Here is an 18902-nt window from a genome sequence, read left to right as displayed (position 1 = left end):
CCAAGCGCCGTCCAAACTGGACGATCTTGCTTGTCACCGTCCTCGCCGTCATCGTCGACCGGCTCCAAACCTGCAGGCCGCGTCTCCGAGCCAAAATCCGCCCGGCATTCGCCTGTGCCCTGTAATCCGGGCGGAAAAAATTCTTACCCAGTCTCGAAGCGCAACCCGGGCTACAAGGTCAATCGGCGCGCACGCTTTCGCCGAGCCATTCGATCGCGGCCTCGGTTCCGCCCTTGCCGTGGGGAATGCCGAGTGCGTTGAGCGCGACTTCGACCACGCCGAGGATGCCCAAAATCATCGGCGCGTTGACATGGCCCATATGGGCGATGCGGAAGGCCTGGCCGTGCAGGTCGCCGATGCCGGTGCCGAGCACAACGCCGCATTTCTCCTTGCAATAGCGCTGCAGCGCCGCCGGGTCGTGGCCGTTCATGGTGACGGTTGTCACCGTGTTCGAGCGCTCGGCAGGCTCGGTGATGTTGAAGCCGAGTACCTGTCGCTCGGCCCACGCCGCCACCGCGCGCCGCACCGCTTCGGCAAGCAGGCGATGGCGCTCAAACGCATTCTCCAGCCCTTCGGTATTCAGCATGTCGATCGCCTTGCGCAAGGCGAACAACAGATGCACCGGCGCGGTGCCGGCATATTTGCGATAGTGCTCGGTGCCCTCGCGTTCGGTCCAGTCCCAATAGGGCGTGCGCAGATTGGCGCGCTTGTGCACCTCCTGCGCGCGCGCGTTCGCCGCGACGAAGCCGAGGCCCGGCGGCGTCATCAGGCCCTTCTGCGAGCCGGACATCGCGACGCCGATGCCCCAGGCGTCCATCTCGAACGGCATGCAGCCGAGCGAAGCCACGGTATCGACCATGAACAGCGCCGGATGGCCGCTCGCCTTGATCGCCTTGCCGATCGCTTCGATGTCGTTATAGGCGCCGGAGGCGGTGTCGACCTGCACCGCGAGGATCGCCTTGATCGCGTGCTCCTTGTCGCGCCGCAGCCGCTCTTCGACTTCTGCGGGGCGGATCGCGCGGCGCCAGTCGCCCTTCAACACTTCGACCTCGGCGCCCATCGCGGATGCGGCAAGACCCCAGCCGATCGCGAAGCGGCCGCTCTCCAGCACCAGCACCTTGTCGCCGCGCGACAGCACGTTGGAGAGCGTGGCCTCCCAGGCACCATGGCCGTTGGCGATATAGATGTACGATTTGCCCTTGGTGGCGAACAGCGTTGAGAGATCGCGCAGCAGGCTCTCGGTCAATTCGACCATCTCTGCCGAGTAGATATCGAGCGCCGGGCGATGCATCGCCTGCAGCACCTCGTCGGGCATCGTGGTGGGGCCGGGGATGGCCAGAAATTCCCGGCCCGCGCGAACGGTCATTGTTGGGTTCCTTATGGCTGCGTCACGGAGACGGGCTTTGCATGCAGGATGGCGACGGGAGATTCAAGAGCGACAATCATATTTGATCGACGCCGTCATTGCGAGCGAAGCGAAGCAATCCATTTCGCCACTTGCGGCGGCATGGATTGCTTCGTCGCTTCGCTCCTCGCAATGACGTGTGATCAAGTTATTTTCCGATCGCGTTGGCGACCGCATGCCAGATCTGATCCTTGATCTCGACTGCGGGCGGGCTCGGGATCGTCGTCGCCGGGCCATCGCGCGGCTTGCATGCTTCCACCAGCGTCAGGATCCAGATCTCGCCATCGGTGTAATAGAGGTCGCCGCCGCCATTGCGGCCGGCAATCGTCGGGCCGATGCCGGTGACCTGATATTTTGCCGTCACCATGCGGGCCTTTTCCAGGTCGGCCGTGAGCAGGGCGCGCTCGGCGTCGAGGTCGGGACCGATGTGGTGCGTGATCGCGCCGGTATAGTGGCTGACGCCGACGCTGCGATCCTGCGTGGCGGCGCCGAGCCACACCGGCCGGCCCTCCTCGCCCTTGTCGAGCACCTGCCAGTAGCGGACATGGTTGCGGCGATCGGCGCTGTTTCCGATCGGCTTCTCGAAAGCGAGGTCTTCGCGCCGGCCGAGATAGAACAGATTGCTGACCGGCGCGTCGCGGTAGGGGCGATCGAGCAGCACGCTGCCGACGATCTCGATCGACGATTTCAGCGTGATCGGATCGGCGGGATACCAGCCGGCGGCATGCATGGCGCAGACCACGTCATACTTGTCGCCGATCAATCCGATATTCAGGGGATCGCCGGGAATCCCCTGCGCGGTGCGCGTCACCATCGGCAGGTTGGCAAGACCCTTCTGGTGCTCGTGATGGGTCCACAATGCCGGCAGCACGAGATAGGCGGCAAGCGCGTAGATCGCGACCGTCAGCGCCAGCAGCAATTGGATGCGCCGGACCCGTCCCCGCCGCGCCGAAGGTTGCGCCTTGTCGAGCTCTGTCACTGTGCCGCGCTCTCGAACGGAGGTTGCGCGGCTAGTCTAAAGCGTTTTCGAGCGAAGTGGACACCGGTTCGCGTGAAGAAAACGCGTCAAAACAAGAATCCAGAGCCTGCTCACCGCCTTGTCTCGCGGCAGCCGGCGGCTTCGGCTTCTTCAACCGAGCAGAACCAGCGCGTGCCCTTGGCGATCTTCATCTGGATCTTGGCGTACCAGCGGCTTTGCGGCGTGTGATAGATGCATTCGCCCGAGGTGTTGACGTTGCCCTTGATGGTGCAGTCGGGCGAGGGCGCGACGGGGCCGGACGCGGAGGCGAGCAGGATGCTGCGGGCGTTCTCCGGCGGCTTCACGGCGCCCAAAATCGGCGTCTTCTTGTTGCGGACGCGCCAGTCCCAGGGCGCGATGAAGGCGCCCTGCCACATCCCGGCCTTGGCTTCGCGCGCGGCTTTCTCGTCGGCCTCATAATCGTGCGTCAAGCGCGTATAGGCGAGCGCCCAGCCATTGGCGACCAGCCATCTCTGGATGTCCTGCCCCTCGACTTCGCAGCGCGCCAGGAGGCGGCCGCGGCGGTCGGTCGTGCCGCGGGTATGGCAGGTCCAGCTTTTGCCGCCGGCATGCTTGATCAGCTCGTCGCGCGCGGCGACCCCGCAGGTCCAGCGCTCACCGTGGGTGTTGAGGCAGAGCTGGTCGGTGGAGGGCGCGTCGATGCCGCCGAGGCGGATGCGGGTGGTGCCGATCTGGATCTGGTCGCCCTCGCGGATCTTCGGCACGCCGGTGACGTCGGCGGCCTGCGCCAGCGCGGGCGACAGCAGGAGGGCGGCGGTGAGGAGCAGCGATCGCATCGGCAGGTTCACGGATTGGCGAGCAATTGTGCGGAGATTCGGGCAAGCAAACCAGTAGCGCGAACGCCGCAGCCTTTTCAACTTCGCGTCATTGGCGGCGAATGGCGAATAGCGAGTGGCAAATAGGGGAAGGTCCAACCATGCGCCACGTTCCCCATTCGCTACTCGCCACTCGCCATTCGCCGTCTTGCCAGCGCCAGCGCCATCAGCACGAAGGCCGAGGTCACCTCAGGCCCGCCGACCAGGATCCGCGTCGGCGTCTTCATCTTGTTCCACTCATAGGCCTTGTACGGGGAGCGCCTGCCGCCCTCGCCGAAGCTCGCGACGATGCAGTGCAGCGCCGGCGTGAACGTCGCGACCTCGGCGCCAAGATGCGCCAGCGCCATCAGCGCCAGCGCGGCGTCGAACGCGTTCATCTCATAGGCGATCAATTCCTGCTGGACGTAGAGCAGCACCTGCGCGCGGATCATCGCGAACGCCCCGCCAGGGTCGATCACGCGCTGCGCCGCCAAGGGCAGCGCGATGAAGGCGGCGTAGCAGCGGCCGAAATAGGCCGAGTAGAGCTCCGGCAGATAATAGATATGCGAGCGCGGCTTCCTGAACGCGCCGCTTTCCACCAATCGCCGCTGGAAGTCGATGATGCGGTGCACCGTCTCCAATCGCTGCGGGGTTTCAAGAATCCGCCAGCGCTTGAGGTTGCGGAAGCTGACCTCGAGGATGTCGAGATTCAGCGTCGGGTCGAGGTCGTTGCCGTAGGGACGGTCGCCGGCGAGATTGTCGATCCAGGTGACGACGCCGCCCTCGTAATCGATATTGTCGTTGAGCGGCACGGTAACGCGCGGCTCGTTCGCCCCGCTCCGCACCTGGTAGCCGCGATAGAAATCCAGGAGCGGCTGCTTGAGGATCGGATGCTCGCTGCCGGCCTGCGTCGCCGCTGAGAACGAGCAGGCGGTGGTGTCGCAATCAGGCACATAGATGCCGAAGCCGAGATCCTGCTTGATCTGGGCGAAGAAGCGCGAGAAGCGCGGATGCGGCAGGGGCGCCAGCGCCGTGATCACGTTCACGGTCGAGCCGTCATGCGAGGGCACCTCCTCGGCGCTGATCCGCAAGCAGAAGTCGACCATATCGGCGATCGCCCCGCGCGCCGCGCTGGTCTCCGCGCCGGACGCAAGCCCGGTCTCGACGAAGCTGAGCAGCGCCTCGGTGAAGAACGCGTCGTAATAGGCCGACCGGTGGCGGATCTGCATCGGCTGCCACATCGGCTCGGCGATCCCGCGCCAGGGCGGGTTGATCAATGCGCGTGCCGGCGAATGCGCGATGAAGATGCGCGCGAGGTTGAAGAGAAGAGTCGAATTCTTGTAGCCGCGCGAGTTCAGCCCGCTCAGCGCCATCAACAGTTCGCGCCCGCCCATATCGGCATCGCCGATCAGATTGAACGCCGCATAGGTCGGGATGAAACCGTTCTTCGCATAGGACCGGAGCAGATGCGCGCCGCAGGCCCGGATCACACGCTCGATCTCGGCGCCCGCAGGCGCCCGCGCCGGCGCCGCCGCGGCGGGCACCGGATGCCGCACGTCGATACCTTCCATCAGCGCAGCGACAGGCGTGCCGATCGCCGCCCAGTCCGGCGCCTCGGCATCGCGCGCCTCCCTCAAGGCCGCTTGCAGCGCGCCAAGCTGCGCGCCGTCGCGCAAGGCCGGCAGGCCGGTCCGCCGCAACAGGCCGCGCAGCGCCGGATTGCCGATCGCGGTCCGATAAAATTTCCCCAAATGCGCATCCCCGCCGCGATATTTCAGCAGCAGCGGGTCACAGATGTCATAAAGCGACGGCCCGTCCTTCCGCACCGTGAGCGCCCGGCACACGGCTCCGGCAATGTCATGAAAACCCATGCCACCCCTTTCTGGCACGCATGATCCGGAACAGCCCGGAACCGGGCGTTTCCGAAAAATCCTGCGCATCCAAGGAGGCCCCACCCAGAAGCCCCCTGCAAACCTTTGAATCGCAGCACAAAATCGAGGAAAACACAAATGTGACGCAGATCACACACATCGCCGTGTTTTGGCACAATCCTACCTCCGGCGCATTACGGTTAGGACCGGAAGGCCGAATCAGGTTGCCCCGGAAGGCTACGCAGGTTAAGGGTTTCTGTGTTGCGGTGCCGCAAATTGAGCACAATCTGACGGCACTCGATCAGGCAACCCCTAAAACCACAGACGGTTTTGACGCGACTATACAGTCGCGCCTTCGTCAACGATTGGGATCAGAAACGCATGAAGCTCAGGCAGCTCTCCCTTTCCGATCGCACGCTCATCGTCGCCGCCGCTTGCGTTGCGATGGTGTCGCTGGCGATCGGCGCGCATGCTGCGCTGAACAAGCGGCCGCTGGAAGCGCCGAAGGCTGTCGCGACCGAGCAGAGCATCGTGCCCGTGCAGGCGTCCCGCGTCGCGCTCATCATCGGCAACGGCCATTACCCCGATGCCAACCACCCGCTGCAGCAGCCGATCAACGACGCCCGCGATCTGGGCGCGGCGCTGCGCGCAAGCGGCTTCGATGTCGACGTCGTCGAGGACGCCACCAGGGACGACATGAGCCGCGCCGTCGACCGCCTGAAGGCGAAGGTCGGGCCGGATACCGTGGTGATGCTGTTCTTCGGCGGCTTCGGCGTGCAGGCCGGCCGCGAGAGCTTCATGCTCCCGGTCGATGCTGCGATCTGGAAGGAAGGCGATGTCCGCCGCGACGGCCTCAGCGTCGAGCAGGTGCTGGCCGCGATGGACGAGAAGGGCGCGAAGGCCAAGCTCGTGGTGCTCGATGCCTCCCGCCGCAACCCCTATGAGCGCCGCTTCCGCTCCTACAGCCACGGCCTCGCCCCGATCAGCCCGCCCGAGAACACGCTGGTGATATCGTCGGCGACGCCAGGCAAGGTCACCGAGGAATCCAAGGCTACGAACAGCGTGCTGGTCTCCGAGCTCCTGAGCAATCTGAAAACCCAGGGCGGCATCGAGTCCGCCTTCAACAAGACCCGGATCTCGATCTCCCGCGCCAGCGAAGGCGAGCAGGTCCCGTCAGTGTCGTCGTCGCTGCTGGAAGATATTCGCTTAGGTGGCTAAGTGGCGAATAGCGAGTGGCGAGTAGCGAATAGGGAAGGAAGAGGCTGACGCTTCTTCCCTATTCGCTACTCCCTATTCGCCATTCGCCTCTATCCGTCCCTACTTCCCCTCCGCGCTCGCCATCACCGCCCGCACCGGATCGCCCTCGCGCAGCAAGGCCCCGGCGCGCGCCACCACGATGTCGCCTTCCTGCACGCCCTCGCGGATCTCGACCTGTCCGGCCTGCATCAGCCCGGTCTCCACCCGCCGCGTCTCGACGCGGTCGCGCTTGATCACCTGCACCACGGTGCCGGCGGTGCCATAGAGGATCGCGGTCAGCGGCACCGCGACGCCGCAGCTCTGCCCGGTCTTGATCTGCGCGCGGCCGGATGAATTCACCAGCAGCCGCCGGGGGGCGTTGATGCCGACGACCACCTGGCCGAGCTGACTGTTCGGCTCCACCGTCGGCGCCACCCGCCGCACCTTGCCGTCCATGTCGCCGGCGCCGATGACCTTGATCGACGCCGTCTGGTTCGCCTGCAGTTTGCCGAGGTCGCGCGTCGGCACCATGCCGATCAGGTCGAACTCGTTGCGCGCGATGATCGAGAACAGCGCCTCGCCCTTGCCGCCGGCGATCGTGCCGACGATCGCGCTCGAGGCCGAGATCGTCCCCGCCACCGGCGCGGTGATGTTGAGCTGCCCGCCCTCCGGCAGGTTCAGCCGCGCCAGCATCTGCCCCGCGGTAACGTTATCCCCCGGATCCGCCATCACCTCCGCCACCTTCAGCCCGAACCGCTCCGGCCGCACCTGCGTCTCCTCCCGCGGCATGATGATCCCGGACACCTCGACGATGTTGTTGAAGCAGGTTTTTGAGGCTTTGAGCACGGTTACGGTCGCGCCCTTGGGGGACTCGGGCTCCTCGGCGGCGAGGGTGGGCAGGGTAGTCGCTGCGGAGACGAAGGTGGCGAAGAGAAGGGTGGGAATAACGGAGCGGGCGGGGAGGCGCATGACATTTCGTTCCCGGTTTCAGTCCCATCGGATATCAGTGGCCCCGGAAGGCGCCAAGACGGGTTTGGCTTTCTGCTCGGCCGGTCCAGCCTTTCATCCATTGATGGATAAGTTCCTCGCCAGTATATACCGAATGGTATATACCAAGTTGCGAGGAAAGCTACTATGAGCGCAACTGCCAAATTGTTCATGCATGGACGCAGCCAGGCCGTGCGCCTGCCCAAGGAGTTTCGCTTCGAGGGCAGTGAGGTGCGCGTCAGCAGGGTTGGCGATAAGGTGATCCTTGAGCCGATCAAGAAGCAGCCCATAGACCTCGACAAGTTCTGGGCCGAGCTCGACGCGCTCGGGGCAAAGGATTTTCTGCCGGACGGCATCCCGGACGAGCCGCCGGCCGAACCGGATCCGCGCGTCTTCTTTGACGAATGATCTGCCTCGACACCAACATCGTCATCTGGATCGTGAACGGGCGAAGTTCATCACTTCGCCATCGGCTCGGAGAACAGATACGGGCGGGCACTCCGGTTGCATTGCCGATCGTTGCCCTGTTCGAAATGCGCTACGGCTTCGCCAAGAGCGGCCGGCGCGAGCATAACGAACGCCTGCTCGAACGGTTTCTTGGCCTAGGCATCGATGTCCTCCCGTTCGAAACCGACGACGGGATGCACGCCGGCGAAATCCGCGCCGAACTGGAAAGCAAGGGTACACCGATCGGCCATTACGACTATCTGATCGCAGCGCAAGCACGCCGGCGCGGCGCCGCACTGGTGACGCTCAACACGCGCGAGTTCTCGCGCGTGCCGGGATTGATCCTGGTGGATTGGGCGAGTTGATGGTTAGGGGACCGGTGTCGGCGGATCGACCAGCAGCCAGCCTGTCGTGACATCTTCCTTTGCATCGGGCCACCTTCACGACTTTGAGTCTGATCAGCGGAATTCTGGAGCGGCAGCTGACACGTTTGATCACTGCCAAAGGTATTCCCAAAAGCTAAGCATCAGGCCTTTTGAAGGATGCTCGCGATCAGTCGGTTCATTTCAGAGCCGTTCTTGAAGTAGTCAAGAAGATAATTTCTCGCCTGCTTGTCCATTCCCAGGGATCCTGCCGCCGATGCCCATGCTAGCCAGTCTGAGCGACCTTCTCTCAGGAATGCTTCCCGCATCTCTGGCAAGCCGTAGCGCAAATCGCGAATCTCGAGAAGCTTCGCACGTGAGATGTCAGTGGCGCTCTCATGGCGATAAAGAGCATTGATGATGTCAGGAGCTTTCTTTGTCTCAAGTAGATAGGATTCGAGCATCATTCCAAACCAAAACAACTGATATTCGCTGATGTGATCTCCTTCTTTCACTACAGTGATGATCACCTCGGCCACAGCCTCTTTATCGCGCGCATCCGCACATAAGCCGCAAAAGTTCTTCGCGAGGTGAGGAAATTCTCGGGCAAATTGCAGCAAATAGCGTTCTACTAGCTCCACATGATCTCGCATTACGACTAGAATCAACTCAGCATCTTCTTCAGATAAGCTTCCCTCATTAAGCAATGACAGGATGAAGCGAATTTCCTCTTCGTCGAGCGCTGTAGCGCCGTCCTCTTCATCGTCTTCCTCAAATTCTTCCTCATCATAGTGCGAAATGATGAGGTGACGTCTCCTTTTTAGGAGACGTTTCTTCAACTCGCTGAGGTGCTCTTCTGATTCATCTGGTTGAGTCAATCCACCTGTTCGCGTCTTGCTCGCATTGACAGATAGACCCTTGAGGCCGAGTAGTCGCTGAGCCTCGGCGAAATCAGCCTTTAGACGATCTAGGTTGTCGCCAAACAAATAAATATCGTCCATGAAACGAACGACGAGATCCGCGCGCACAGCAGAGGCATCCTCAATGAAACGCAGAAAGTCGTTGCCGATCATCTTTGCCGGATAGAGACCCTGCGGTAGGCAATCTAGGGACCGCCCGGCGTTTATCTCTCTGAAGAACTTTCCGAATGCAGCGACATCCTGTTCCTCTGCGCCAAGCGCCGCAAACCATGCGTGGAGGTCATGGTGATAGACTCCGTTGAAATAGTTGGAGACGTCGAAGGAGATATACTCCTCGGTTCGAAACGTGCCGTCCCATATCGCGGCCTTGAAGTCCGCATAGCTCTTTGATGGTGACACCGGACGCCCACCTTCAAAACGATAGCCAAAGTGCTGGCGGGTCTTTCTGTGCGGCTTTCGAAATTTACTGCGGTACTTGTGAATCAGATGGTAAAGGTAGTATTCGGCGACCGCGTCCAGCTTTACCGTTCGACGAAGGTGCAGAGCATCTTTGTTTGCGTGCACGCGGCGCTGCGGCAGAAACGGATTGCCGTTCCTTATTAGACCCTCAGCATACGCAACTAATTCGGTTGCGCCCTTCTCGACCAAAATCTTGTTAGTTGCTAGGGGAAAGAGCGTACGCGGTAGGTCGTCTAGAAAGAATTCTCTTGCAGAGTACGGCGGGCGTCTAACGACCGTCTTGTTCAACTCGCTGCTCCCGTCACGGTTGCGTATGTTGTGTCGTTATATAGGTTCGGATGCATGAAAAAACCTGAAAGAAGGTCGTATGTCTCTTTCTCGCGTGTTGTCTGTCTCTGATGTGACGGACGCGAACGAGTGAAGAGTAAGCTTAGGTCGCCCAACTGGAGGGTACTCAATCCCCCAAGCTTCCCCGCCTCCAATCTCTCCCGCATTGCCTTAACCACCGCGCGTGCTGAGACAGTCGCCTTCACCCCGACCTCCCTCACTAGTCCTTTCGCCCACGGCAGCTGCCTCCGCTCCGCAGCCCTATAGCGCGGCTCACCCTTTTTCGTCAGCCGCACCAGTTTAGCGCAGCGGTGGTTGGGGTTGTCGTCGGGCGACGATGCCTTCGGCCACGAGTTCGTTGACGAAGGGCTGCACGCCCTGGCGGTGCAGGGCCCATGGAGCGGGCGACGGGCTCGACCGTTGGCGAGAGCGCGATGACGCCCAGCACCTGCCAGCGGGCGCTGGTCAGGCCGAGGTCGGCGACGAGACGGTCGCCGGCCGTGATCAGGCCGCCGTTCAGGCGGAATGCTTCCAGGATCAGTTGCGTCGGCGCGTCGGTTTCGCGGTCGGACGAGGGAGCTTGCTGCATGTCAACATGCATCCATATTGAGAGGGGCGCGTTGGCTTTGCTGTGGAGAGAACAATGGTGGCCGGACTGTTCGCCCTTGTTGCCGCGGCGGCGTTTGCCGGGGCGGCGTTTTATATCAATGTCGCCGAGCAGCCGGCGCGGCTTTTGCTCGACGATGCGAGCCTGCTGCGGCAATGGAAGCCGAGTTATGCGCGCGGCTTTGCGATGCAGGCGAGCCTTGCCGTCATCTCGGCGCTGCTTGGATTTCTCGCGAGCTGGCAGTTGCAGGATTGGCGATGGTCGGTCGCGGCGGTGCTGATGCTGGCGAACTGGCCCTACACGCTGCTGGTGATGCTGCCGACCAATAAGCGGCTCGCGGCGTGGCCGGCCGAACAGGCCAATAGCGAGTCGCGCGCGCTCGTCGTCTCCTGGGGCTGGATGCATGCGGTGCGCACCGCGCTGGGTCTGGCGGCAAGCGCGATCTATCTAGCGCTCGCGATTAACAGATAGCGCTATTTCTGATCCGCTGCTTCGCGCGCCAGTCGCTCGGCTTTCAGCCGTTCGCGATTTTTCTGAAAGGCCTCTTGCGCGAGCTGATGGTCCCGCATGGCCTGCTCTGCATCGCGCCGTCGCTCGGCCTCTCTGGCCTTGCGCTGCTCCGGCGTTGGCTTCTCACGGGGTGTGTATGAGTCTGACATGCAGCTAGAACGCGCGAGGCGACCAAAAGTTCCCTGCGCATTGCGCGGCGAAGCGAATTATCGCAATTAAATCAATATGATTTGCCTCGTCCAGGCCATCAGCGGAAAATAAACCGCTTCGGTTTCACCCCAAATCACCCCTATAAATCCGCCGTCCCGCCCGGCAAGAGGGGCGGATCGCGATCGTCACGAACGCGCGGCGGGATGCGGTGGACGCGAGGGCTGGCGCACGACGAACGCCAGCCAACGCGGACGGCGAAGTCGTGTGGTCCTGGCGCCCCGACGCTGGCGCTAAGTCCTGGGGGATGGAAACATCCCTAAGGGTGACGGTGGCAAGAAAGCCCGGTCACCGGGGAGAGCACGAAGGAAACCGTTAAAACCATTGCGCAGGGAAGGCCGGCGTTGCTCCGGTTGACCTGTGGTCCTACCCCCGTGCTTTTTGTTGCACGGGGCCCACGGGTGCAATCGGCACCCGGCCTTCCCTGCGCCCTCTCTTTCTCGAGACGGGTGAAATAGACGCAAAGCTCGGGCAGTTCGTGCCGCGAGAATGCGGATGCATACCCACACTCCACCGTCATGCCCGCCACCGGGACTCGCCTTCGGCGAGCCCGATGACAGGCTCCGGCGGGCATCCAGTATCCGGCAGCCTTCTCGGCTCAAGCACTGCTGCCTCTGGAATACTGGATCGTCCGGTCAAGCCGGACGATGACAACGGAGTGGCTGTTTGGGAGTGGCAGTTTGAAAGTCGAATCTCGGGGCGCGTCAGCGGTTGAAGAGCTGCCGCAGCACCTCGTTCATCGCCTGGCTGTCCTGCGTCTCGCCGCTATCGTTCGGCGGCGGAGGCGCGGCGGATTGGGGCTGCGGCTCGGACTGCTGCGGCTGGGCCGAGGCCGGTGGGATACTCCGGCTCGGGCGCGGTGGCTGCGCTCCGCTGTTCAGGCCCTGCTGGATCAGGTTGCCGATGGTCTCGCCAAGCTGGCCGCCGAGCAGCCCGCCACCTTGGCCGTTCGTGCTGCCGCCCTGGGTGCCGGTTCCGCTGCCTTGGCTGCCGCCGAACAATCCGCCGAGATTGACGCCGTTCGGTCCGAACAGGCCCTTGCCCATCTCGCGCAGCTTGGCATAGGCGGCCTCGGGATTGTCGAGGATGCCCTGCATCTCCGGATAGATCCGCGGGCCATCCCACGGCCCCTCGATCATCACGGGGATGCCGAGGCCGACCGGATCGCTGGTGCGGCCCTGGCCCTCGGTGGTCAGCACCAGCTTCGGCTCGACGCGGAAGCCGATCATCTTGGTGCCGAGGTCGATGGTACCGACGCCGGTCATCTTCACCAGCGGGCCGATCAAATTGAGATCGGTGGTGACCGCCTGGCCCTTGTCGATCTTGAAGGAGGCCGAGAGCTGGCTCAGATCCGTCGCGAGCTGATCGCCCTCCTGCCAGCCGGAGAGGGGGCTTGTGGTCAGCGAGCGGATCATCTGCGCGACGTTGAGGCCGCGGATCGCGCCGTCCCGGAATACGGCGAAGGCCGTGCCGCTCATATTTCCCATGATCGCGCGCTGGCTGTTGCCGGAGGAGCGCACCGCGATCTTCGCCTGCATCCTGCCGTCGAGCTTGTCGAAATCGGCAAGGCTGCGCAGCAGCGGCAGCGCCCGCACATTGTTGAGATCGGCGCCGAGCGCGTAGGTCGGATTGCTGGTGGAAACATCGATGACGAGATCGCCATTGGCGTTGCCCTCATAAGCGCCGAGATTGGCGAGCCGCGCCTTCAAGATGCCGCTCATCAGCGTCGCCTCGATTGCCGCCGGCCCGAAGCGGCCATCGCCGATGTTGAGCTCGGCCGCGGAAATCTTCGCCTGCGCGTCGACATAATTCAGCCCGATGAGGTCGAACGAGGCGTTGCTCCAGGGCTGGGCGGCCGTGCCCGGCTGGCCGCGCTGCATCGCCACCGACAGCCGCTGGAAGTCGAGATCGAGTTTCACCAGCGGCTTGTTGCTGGCGATATCGACCGAGGCCCAGCCGTTGAACGCGCCATCGCCGAGCGTGCCGGTGACGCCGTTGAACATCACCACCGCGCCGTTGAGCCGCACCTCGGTTCGCGCCGACAGTGGCGCCTGCAAGAGGCCGGGCGCCTCAAAGGCGATTTCGGTCGGGATGTTCTGCCGCTCGGTCGGCGCCGCCGGGGCGGTCGCCTTGATGTCGAATTTCAGCGGCTGGCCGCCGCCGCTCGCATTGCCGCTGATGACGATCTTGCGGTCGCTGCCGACGGTCGCATCCGCGTTGACGGCTTCGATCCGGCTCTCGACGCGATCGCGCACATTGGAGAACACGATCGTGCCGCCGGTGACGCTGACATGCGCGATGCCGAATGTGGCCTCGCCGGTGCCGGCGGCTGTGCTCTTTGCGGGCGGATTGGGCTCGCGCACGCGCTGCAGCGGCATGATCAGGATCGGCCGCACGATCACGAGGTCGGTGACGTGCGGCTGGCCCGACCACAGGCTCGCCAGCGTGACATCGGCCTGGATGCTACTCGCGGTCAGGCGGTTGTTGATCTCGCGGTCCTTCGGATCCTGCAGCGCGATATCGTTCAGTGCGATGTTGAGCGACGGCCACAGGTTGATCTTGGCGCCGCCATTGATGGCGAGCCGATAGCCGGTCTCGCGCTCGACCCGCTCCTGGATCGCCGACGTCAGGAAGCTGGAGGGGATGCCGATCACGGCAAGCAGCGCGATGACGACGATCACGGCTCCGATCGCGGCGCCTGCGATTTTCAGTGCTCTCATCTCGACATTCCAGACCGCGCAAACGTCACGCTACTCGCCGCGCCACAGCGCAGCCGACCCCACAAGTTTATCCCGGAAACAGGTTTCCGCTCAAAGCGGCCGAAAATAATCCGCCGCAGCTGCAAACATATGTGACTTATGGCACACTTCCATGGGGGTGAATTTTGTTAATCCGGGCTGCAGGCAAGCCGCTCGGGAGGTTATTGTGGGAGGCATTACAATGAGCAAACAGGCCGAATTTGCGGTCATTTTGAAGATGAATCCGATGTTTGCCGATTTGGGGGCGGACGAATTGCAGCGACTTGCGGGCCTTTGTCACACCCAGCACCTTCAGGCGGGCGAGGTGCTGTTCCAGAAGGGCGATGCCGGTGACGCCCTGTTCGGAGTCCGGCGCGGCCAGATCCGCATCGAGACCGGCGCCTCCGACGGCAACCGGCTGACGCTCAACTTCATGGGCCCCGGCGACCTCTTTGGCGAGGTCGCCGTCCTCGACGGTCAGGACCGCACCGCGGACGCAACTGCCGGTGAAGAAAGCGAATTGTTCGTGCTGCGCCGCAAGGATTTTCTCTCCTTCCTCGAGCGCGAGCCGAAGGTTGCCGTGAAGCTGATCGAGCTGCTCTGCCAGCGCATCCGCTGGATGAGCGAGCGGATGGAGGAATCGGTGCAGCAACCCTTGCCGGTCCGCCTCGCCAAGCGGCTCTGCGCGCTGGCGTCGGACTCCGGTTCCGAAGTCCACATTTCGCAGGAACAGCTCGGCATCGTCGTCGGCGCCGCGCGCGAAAGCGTCAACCGGCAACTCCAGCTCTGGCGCAAGGACGGCATCTTGGACCTGCAGCGCGGGCGGATCCTCTTGCACGACATGCCCAAGCTGACCGCGATGGCGAGAAATGAGTAGAACTACTCCGCTGCTGGCGAGACCATCGTCGGCGGCTGCTTGGCCGGCGGCTCGCCGTGGTGGTCGGAGGGCGGTTCCTCGTCGGCGTGCGAGACGATCAGCCGCTTGCCGAAGCGCCAGATCACGTTGCCGACGTCGTCCATCACCATGAACATTGCCGGCACGAACACCAGCGACAGCACCGTCGAGAACAACAGGCCGCCGATCACGGCGAGCGCCATCGGCGAGCGGAACTCGCCGCCGGCGCCGACCGCCAGCGCGCTCGGCATCATGCCGGCCACCATGGCAACGGTCGTCATCACGATCGGGCGCGCGCGCTTCATGCCGGCGTCGATCATCGCTTCCTCGCGCCGCTGGCCGGCGTGGATCGCCTCGATGGCGAATTCCACCAGCATGATCGCGTTCTTGGTGACGATGCCCATCAGCATCAGGATGCCGATCCAGACCGGCGTGGTGAGCTGCTTGCCGGTGAGCAGCAGCGCAGCGATCGCGCCGCCGATCGAGAGTGGCAGCGAGAACAGGATGGTGATCGGCTGCAGGAAGGTGCCGAACAGCAGCACCAGCACGGCATAGACCATCATCAGGCCGGCGGTGATCGCGGTGGCGAAGCCATCCGAAAGCTCGTTGAGGCTTTCGGCGTCACCCGACGGGCTCACCTTGACGCCCTTCGGCAGGCTCTTCATCACCGGCAGCTCGTAGATCTGCTTGGTGGCATCGCCGAGCGCGGCATTGCCGACGAGGTCGGCCGCGACCGTGGCCTGCCGCTCGCGGTCGTAGCGGTTGATGCTGGTCGGTCCCTGGTCGAGCTGGATGTCGGCGACAACAGACAGCGGCACGCCGCCGCGTTCGCCGCGCTGGCCGAGCGGCACGCGCAATTGCTGCAGCATCTGCAGGTCGCTGCGCGCGCTATCCTCGAGCTGGACGCGGATCGGCACCTGGCGGTCGCCGGCATCGAATTTTGCCAGCGCCGGGCCGACATCGCCGATGGTCGCCACGCGGATCGTCTGCGACAGGCTCTCGGTGGAGACGCCGAGCCGCGCCGCCAGTTCGGAGCGTGGGCGGATGCGCAGTTCGGGACGATCGAGCGCGGTTTCCGAGATCACGTTGGCGATGATCGGGATCCGCTTCATCTGCGTCGCCAGCTCGCTTGCGACATTGTTGACGATGTTGCTGTCGACGCCGGTCACGACCAGCGAGATCGCGCGAAGGCCGTTCTCGTCGAGGAACCAGTAGCGAATGTCAGGGACGTTCTCGAGCTCGTTGCTGATGGAGAGCTCGAGTTCGCGCTGGGTGATCTTGCGCTCGTTCTTCGGCGTGTAGTTGATGATGAGCGCGGCGCGCCGCACTTCCTGCGTGCCCGGCGGAACCCGGCCCCCGTCGACGAATATGCTTCTCACCTCCGGCCGCTTGCGCAGGCGCGCGACGATCTCTTCCGTCACCTTCTCGGTCTGCGCAAGCTGCGAGCCCGGCGGCAGCTCCATCGCCAGCAGCGAGCGCGCGGTGTCCTGCGCCGGCAGGAATCCCTGCGGCAACAGCTTGATGCTCCAGATCGATGCCGCGAAGACGGCAAAGCCGATCACCACCGTGATGTAATGATGCTTCACCGACCAGGTGACCAGGCTGTGATAGGTCCGCAGCACCCGACCCGGCGGCGGTTCCTCGTGCGCCTGATGCTTGAGGAAATAAGCAGCCAGCATCGGCGTGACGAAGCGCGCTGCAAGCAGCGAGAAGAACACCTGCACCGACACCGTAATGCCGAACTGCTTGAAGAACTGGCCGGCGATGCCCGACATGAAACTCGCGGGCGCGAAGATCGCTATGATGGTAAGCGAGATCGCGATCACCGCAAGCCCGATTTCGTCGGCTGCTTCCAGCGCGGCGCGGTAGGGCGATTTGCCCATGCGCATGTGGCGCACGATATTCTCGATCTCGACGATGGCATCGTCGACAAGGATGCCGGTCGAGAGCGTGATGGCCAGGAAGCTGACGAGGTTGAGCGAAAAGCCCAGAAGGTCCATCGCCCAGAACGCCGGGAAGATCGATAGCGGCAGCGAGACCGCGGCGATGATGGTGGCGCGGAGGTCGCGCAGGAACAACAGCACGATGATGACGGCGAGGATCGCGCCCTCGAACAAGGTCGAGATCGCCGCCTCATAATTGCCCTTGGTGAATTCGACCGAGGTGTCGATCAGCTTGAGATCGACATCGGGGTAGGCGGCCTTCAGCGCATCGATCCGTTTCTGCACCGCGGCGGCGACCACCACATCGCTCGCGCCCTTGGAGCGCTTGATGCCGAGCGCGACCACCGGCTCGCCGTTGAAGCGGGCGAAGGTGCGGCGGTCGGCGATGGTGTCGGTCACCGTGCCGAGATCATCGAGCCGCACCTCTCCGCCGCCGAACAGCGGGATCATGGTGCCGGCGAGTTCGTTCAGCGTCCTGGCGCCGGCGAGTGTGCGGATTGCTTGGTCATTCTTGCCGATCTCGGCGCGGCCGCCGGCGAGGTCGACATTGGTGCCGCGCAGGATCTGGCTGACATTGACGGCGGTCAGCCCCGCCGCCTGCAGCCGGTCGGGATCGAGCGAAACCAGGATTTCGCGCTCGACACCGCCGATGCGCTCGACCTGGGCGACGCCGCGCACGCCCTGCAGTGCGCGCTTGACCACGTCGTCGACGAAATAGGAAAGCTGCTCCGGCGTCTTGCCGGGTGAGATCGCGGCGTAGGTGACGATCGGCAGGCCGATGACGTCGACGCGCTGGATCAGCGGCTCGGTGACGTTTTGCGGCAGGTTGGCGCGGACGCGGGTGACAGCATCCTTGACGTCGTTCAGCGCGCGGTCGGTATTGGTCTCCAGCGCGAACTGGATCGTGGTCACTGAGAGGCCGTCGGTGATCGAAGAGGAGATGTGGCGCACGCCCTCGACGCCAGAGACGCCGTCTTCGATCGTCTTGGTGACCTGCGCTTCCAGTTCCGACGGTGCTGCGCCGAACTGCGACACCGCAACCGAGATCACGGGGATATCGGCGCTCGGCAGCCGCGTCACCGCAAGCTTGGTGAAGGAGACCCAGCCCAGCACCAGCAGGATGATCGAGAAGACGATCGACGGCAGCGGGTTCCGGATCGACCAAGCCGAGATATTCAAAGCCATTAGCGTGTCCGCGTGCGCTCGAGTTCGTCGGCGAACATGATCTTGATCTGGTCGCCGTCATGCAGCGAGGTGCCAGCATCGGCGACGACGGTTTCGCCGACGTCGAGGCCCTCAAGGATTTCCGTTGACGTGTCCGAGGTCAGCCCGACCCGCACTTTTCGCGTCTCGATCGTGTTGCCCTTGACGACCTGCAAGGTGAGGCGGTCGATCGCAGTGCGCGGAACGGCGACGCCGCAAGAGCGCTTGGCGTCGATATTGGCGCGGGCGAACATGCCGACCTTCAGCGAGGGATTGTTGGTGAGGGATATCCTGACACGGCCGAGTTGGGTGTTGCGGTCGATCTGCGGCGAGATCTGCCGCACCTTGCCGACCATGTCGGGCGCATCGTCGCGGCTGATCCGGACGGTTGCGCCCGGATTGAGCTTCAGCAGGTGAATGCTCGGCACCTCGGCTTCCAGCTCGATCTCGTTGTTGATCGCGATCCGGAACATTGGTCCGGCCTGCGGCGAGGCTGGGGCGCCGACGGCGGTCCGCACCTCCGTGACCAGGCCCGCGGCCGGTGCGCGCAGGGAAAGCGATGCTGCGCGTCCGCCGCCCTGGGCTGTCTGTTGCTGTTGCTGCGGCGGCGGGGTCAGCCGTGCCAGTTCCTGGTTCTCGGTCACGGTGTCGCCCTCACGGACAAAGACATCGGTGACCTTGGAGCCCTCCTGATCGACGCCGACCTGCGCTTCGCGACGCGGCACGATATAGCCGGTGACGCGGACCATGTCGGAGAAGCAGGCATTGGTGGATTTGGTGACGACGACGAGCGCCTGGCCTGGCGTCTCCTTCTCCTCCGGACGCGGGCGATGCTCGAACCAGTAGTAGCCGGCGCCAAGTGCGACGACAAAAACTGTTCCGAGCACAGGCTTTAGGTATTCGGAGAATTTCATCGCCGGATCGATCCAGACCTGAAGTTTAGCTGAAGCAG

General features: G+C 63.6%; 16 protein-coding genes. 5 read left to right on the top strand and 11 right to left on the bottom strand.

The window, feature by feature from the left end; genetic code table 11:
• Positions 1-178: 178 nt before the first annotated feature.
• From OZ411_RS12665 to OZ411_RS12650, 4 genes are all read right to left on the bottom strand, one after another.
• Positions 179-1366, bottom strand: a complete 1188-nt coding sequence (locus tag OZ411_RS12665; protein WP_282528202.1) for an aminotransferase class V-fold PLP-dependent enzyme — start codon at positions 1364-1366, stop codon at positions 179-181.
• A gap of 187 nt (positions 1367-1553) precedes the next feature.
• On the bottom strand, positions 1554-2384 hold the full coding sequence (locus tag OZ411_RS12660) for an LssY C-terminal domain-containing protein (RefSeq protein ID WP_282528201.1): 831 nt from the start codon (positions 2382-2384) through the stop codon (positions 1554-1556).
• Positions 2385-2494: 110 nt separating this feature from the next.
• Positions 2495-3220 (bottom strand): thermonuclease family protein, encoded by a 726-nt coding sequence (locus OZ411_RS12655; protein ID WP_282528200.1) that lies wholly within the window; start codon positions 3218-3220, stop codon positions 2495-2497.
• A gap of 161 nt (positions 3221-3381) precedes the next feature.
• A complete protein-coding gene (locus OZ411_RS12650) occupies positions 3382-5109 on the bottom strand; it encodes a hypothetical protein (RefSeq protein WP_282528199.1) in 1728 nt (575 codons plus the stop codon).
• A gap of 381 nt (positions 5110-5490) precedes the next feature.
• On the opposite strand from OZ411_RS12650, the gene OZ411_RS12645 reads away from it, so the two are divergent.
• Positions 5491-6327, top strand: coding sequence for a caspase family protein (locus OZ411_RS12645; protein WP_282528198.1), 837 nt, complete (start codon positions 5491-5493; stop codon positions 6325-6327).
• 99 nt (positions 6328-6426) lie between these two features.
• Here OZ411_RS12645 and OZ411_RS12640 read toward each other — a convergent pair whose 3' ends face one another.
• Entirely contained in the window at positions 6427-7314 is an 888-nt protein-coding gene (locus tag OZ411_RS12640) for an HlyD family efflux transporter periplasmic adaptor subunit (protein WP_282528197.1), read from the bottom strand.
• A gap of 165 nt (positions 7315-7479) precedes the next feature.
• On the opposite strand from OZ411_RS12640, the gene OZ411_RS12635 reads away from it, so the two are divergent.
• Complete coding sequence (locus tag OZ411_RS12635; RefSeq protein ID WP_282528196.1) at positions 7480-7740, top strand: AbrB/MazE/SpoVT family DNA-binding domain-containing protein; 261 nt, start codon at positions 7480-7482, stop codon at positions 7738-7740.
• Positions 7737-8144 carry a type II toxin-antitoxin system VapC family toxin gene (locus OZ411_RS12630; protein WP_282528195.1) on the top strand — a complete coding sequence of 136 codons (408 nt, stop codon included), beginning with the start codon at positions 7737-7739 and terminating at the stop codon, positions 8142-8144. The genes OZ411_RS12635 and OZ411_RS12630 overlap by 4 nt, the downstream gene beginning before the upstream one ends.
• A 161-nt stretch (positions 8145-8305) precedes the next feature.
• On the opposite strand, the gene drt5 is transcribed toward OZ411_RS12630, so the two are convergent.
• Both drt5 and OZ411_RS12620 read right to left on the bottom strand, forming a co-directional pair.
• Positions 8306-9808: an antiviral reverse transcriptase Drt5 gene (gene drt5, locus OZ411_RS12625; protein ID WP_282528194.1), complete on the bottom strand. Its 1503-nt coding sequence runs from the start codon at positions 9806-9808 to the stop codon at positions 8306-8308.
• A gap of 325 nt (positions 9809-10133) precedes the next feature.
• Positions 10134-10436 carry a hypothetical protein gene (locus tag OZ411_RS12620; protein WP_349017006.1) on the bottom strand — a complete coding sequence of 101 codons (303 nt, stop codon included), beginning with the start codon at positions 10434-10436 and terminating at the stop codon, positions 10134-10136.
• 57 nt (positions 10437-10493) lie between these two features.
• Between OZ411_RS12620 and OZ411_RS12615 the strand changes: the two genes are divergently transcribed.
• Complete coding sequence (locus OZ411_RS12615; RefSeq protein ID WP_282528211.1) at positions 10494-10925, top strand: DUF1772 domain-containing protein; 432 nt, start codon at positions 10494-10496, stop codon at positions 10923-10925.
• A gap of 2 nt (positions 10926-10927) precedes the next feature.
• Here OZ411_RS12615 and OZ411_RS12610 read toward each other — a convergent pair whose 3' ends face one another.
• Together OZ411_RS12610 and OZ411_RS12605 are read right to left on the bottom strand one after the other, a co-directional pair.
• On the bottom strand, positions 10928-11113 hold the full coding sequence (locus tag OZ411_RS12610) for a hypothetical protein (RefSeq protein WP_282528193.1): 186 nt from the start codon (positions 11111-11113) through the stop codon (positions 10928-10930).
• 762 nt (positions 11114-11875) lie between these two features.
• Positions 11876-13891, bottom strand: a complete 2016-nt coding sequence (locus tag OZ411_RS12605) for an AsmA family protein (RefSeq protein WP_282528192.1) — start codon at positions 13889-13891, stop codon at positions 11876-11878.
• Between the two features lie 220 nt (positions 13892-14111).
• Between OZ411_RS12605 and OZ411_RS12600 the strand changes: the two genes are divergently transcribed.
• Entirely contained in the window at positions 14112-14786 is a 675-nt protein-coding gene (locus OZ411_RS12600; RefSeq protein ID WP_282528191.1) for a Crp/Fnr family transcriptional regulator, read from the top strand.
• Between the two features lie 2 nt (positions 14787-14788).
• On the opposite strand, the gene OZ411_RS12595 is transcribed toward OZ411_RS12600, so the two are convergent.
• Together OZ411_RS12595 and OZ411_RS12590 are read right to left on the bottom strand one after the other, a co-directional pair.
• Positions 14789-17932, bottom strand: a complete 3144-nt coding sequence (locus OZ411_RS12595; protein ID WP_282528190.1) for an efflux RND transporter permease subunit — start codon at positions 17930-17932, stop codon at positions 14789-14791.
• Entirely contained in the window at positions 17932-18864 is a 933-nt protein-coding gene (locus tag OZ411_RS12590) for an efflux RND transporter periplasmic adaptor subunit (RefSeq protein ID WP_130581981.1), read from the bottom strand. Before OZ411_RS12590 ends, OZ411_RS12595 begins: the two co-directional genes overlap by 1 nt.
• Between the last annotated feature and the right edge of the window lie 38 nt (positions 18865-18902).

Origin of the sequence: Bradyrhizobium sp. Arg237L, assembly GCF_029990105.1 — a bacterium.
In the GTDB taxonomy this organism is placed as follows: Bacteria; Pseudomonadota; Alphaproteobacteria; order Rhizobiales; family Xanthobacteraceae; genus Bradyrhizobium.
The sequence above is the reverse complement of the archived record's forward strand: the minus strand, read 5'-3'. Positions and strand labels throughout refer to the sequence as shown.

What these genes read in the sequence shown, in the direction of transcription:
- OZ411_RS12665 (WP_282528202.1), bottom strand. Translation starts at nt 1,366, where the DNA reads ATGACCGTTCGCGCGGGCCGGGAATTTCTGGCCATCCCCGGCCCCACC.
- OZ411_RS12595 (WP_282528190.1), bottom strand. Translation starts at nt 17,932, where the DNA reads ATGGCTTTGAATATCTCGGCTTGGTCGATCCGGAACCCGCTGCCGTCG.
- OZ411_RS12650 (WP_282528199.1), bottom strand. Translation starts at nt 5,109, where the DNA reads ATGGGTTTTCATGACATTGCCGGAGCCGTGTGCCGGGCGCTCACGGTG.
- OZ411_RS12645 (WP_282528198.1), top strand. Translation starts at nt 5,491, where the DNA reads ATGAAGCTCAGGCAGCTCTCCCTTTCCGATCGCACGCTCATCGTCGCC.
- OZ411_RS12590 (WP_130581981.1), bottom strand. Translation starts at nt 18,864, where the DNA reads ATGAAATTCTCCGAATACCTAAAGCCTGTGCTCGGAACAGTTTTTGTC.
- OZ411_RS12655 (WP_282528200.1), bottom strand. Translation starts at nt 3,220, where the DNA reads ATGCGATCGCTGCTCCTCACCGCCGCCCTCCTGCTGTCGCCCGCGCTG.
- OZ411_RS12610 (WP_282528193.1), bottom strand. Translation starts at nt 11,113, where the DNA reads ATGTCAGACTCATACACACCCCGTGAGAAGCCAACGCCGGAGCAGCGC.
- OZ411_RS12640 (WP_282528197.1), bottom strand. Translation starts at nt 7,314, where the DNA reads ATGCGCCTCCCCGCCCGCTCCGTTATTCCCACCCTTCTCTTCGCCACC.
- OZ411_RS12635 (WP_282528196.1), top strand. Translation starts at nt 7,480, where the DNA reads ATGAGCGCAACTGCCAAATTGTTCATGCATGGACGCAGCCAGGCCGTG.
- OZ411_RS12605 (WP_282528192.1), bottom strand. Translation starts at nt 13,891, where the DNA reads ATGAGAGCACTGAAAATCGCAGGCGCCGCGATCGGAGCCGTGATCGTC.
- OZ411_RS12600 (WP_282528191.1), top strand. Translation starts at nt 14,112, where the DNA reads ATGAGCAAACAGGCCGAATTTGCGGTCATTTTGAAGATGAATCCGATG.
- OZ411_RS12630 (WP_282528195.1), top strand. Translation starts at nt 7,737, where the DNA reads ATGATCTGCCTCGACACCAACATCGTCATCTGGATCGTGAACGGGCGA.
- OZ411_RS12620 (WP_349017006.1), bottom strand. Translation starts at nt 10,436, where the DNA reads ATGCAGCAAGCTCCCTCGTCCGACCGCGAAACCGACGCGCCGACGCAA.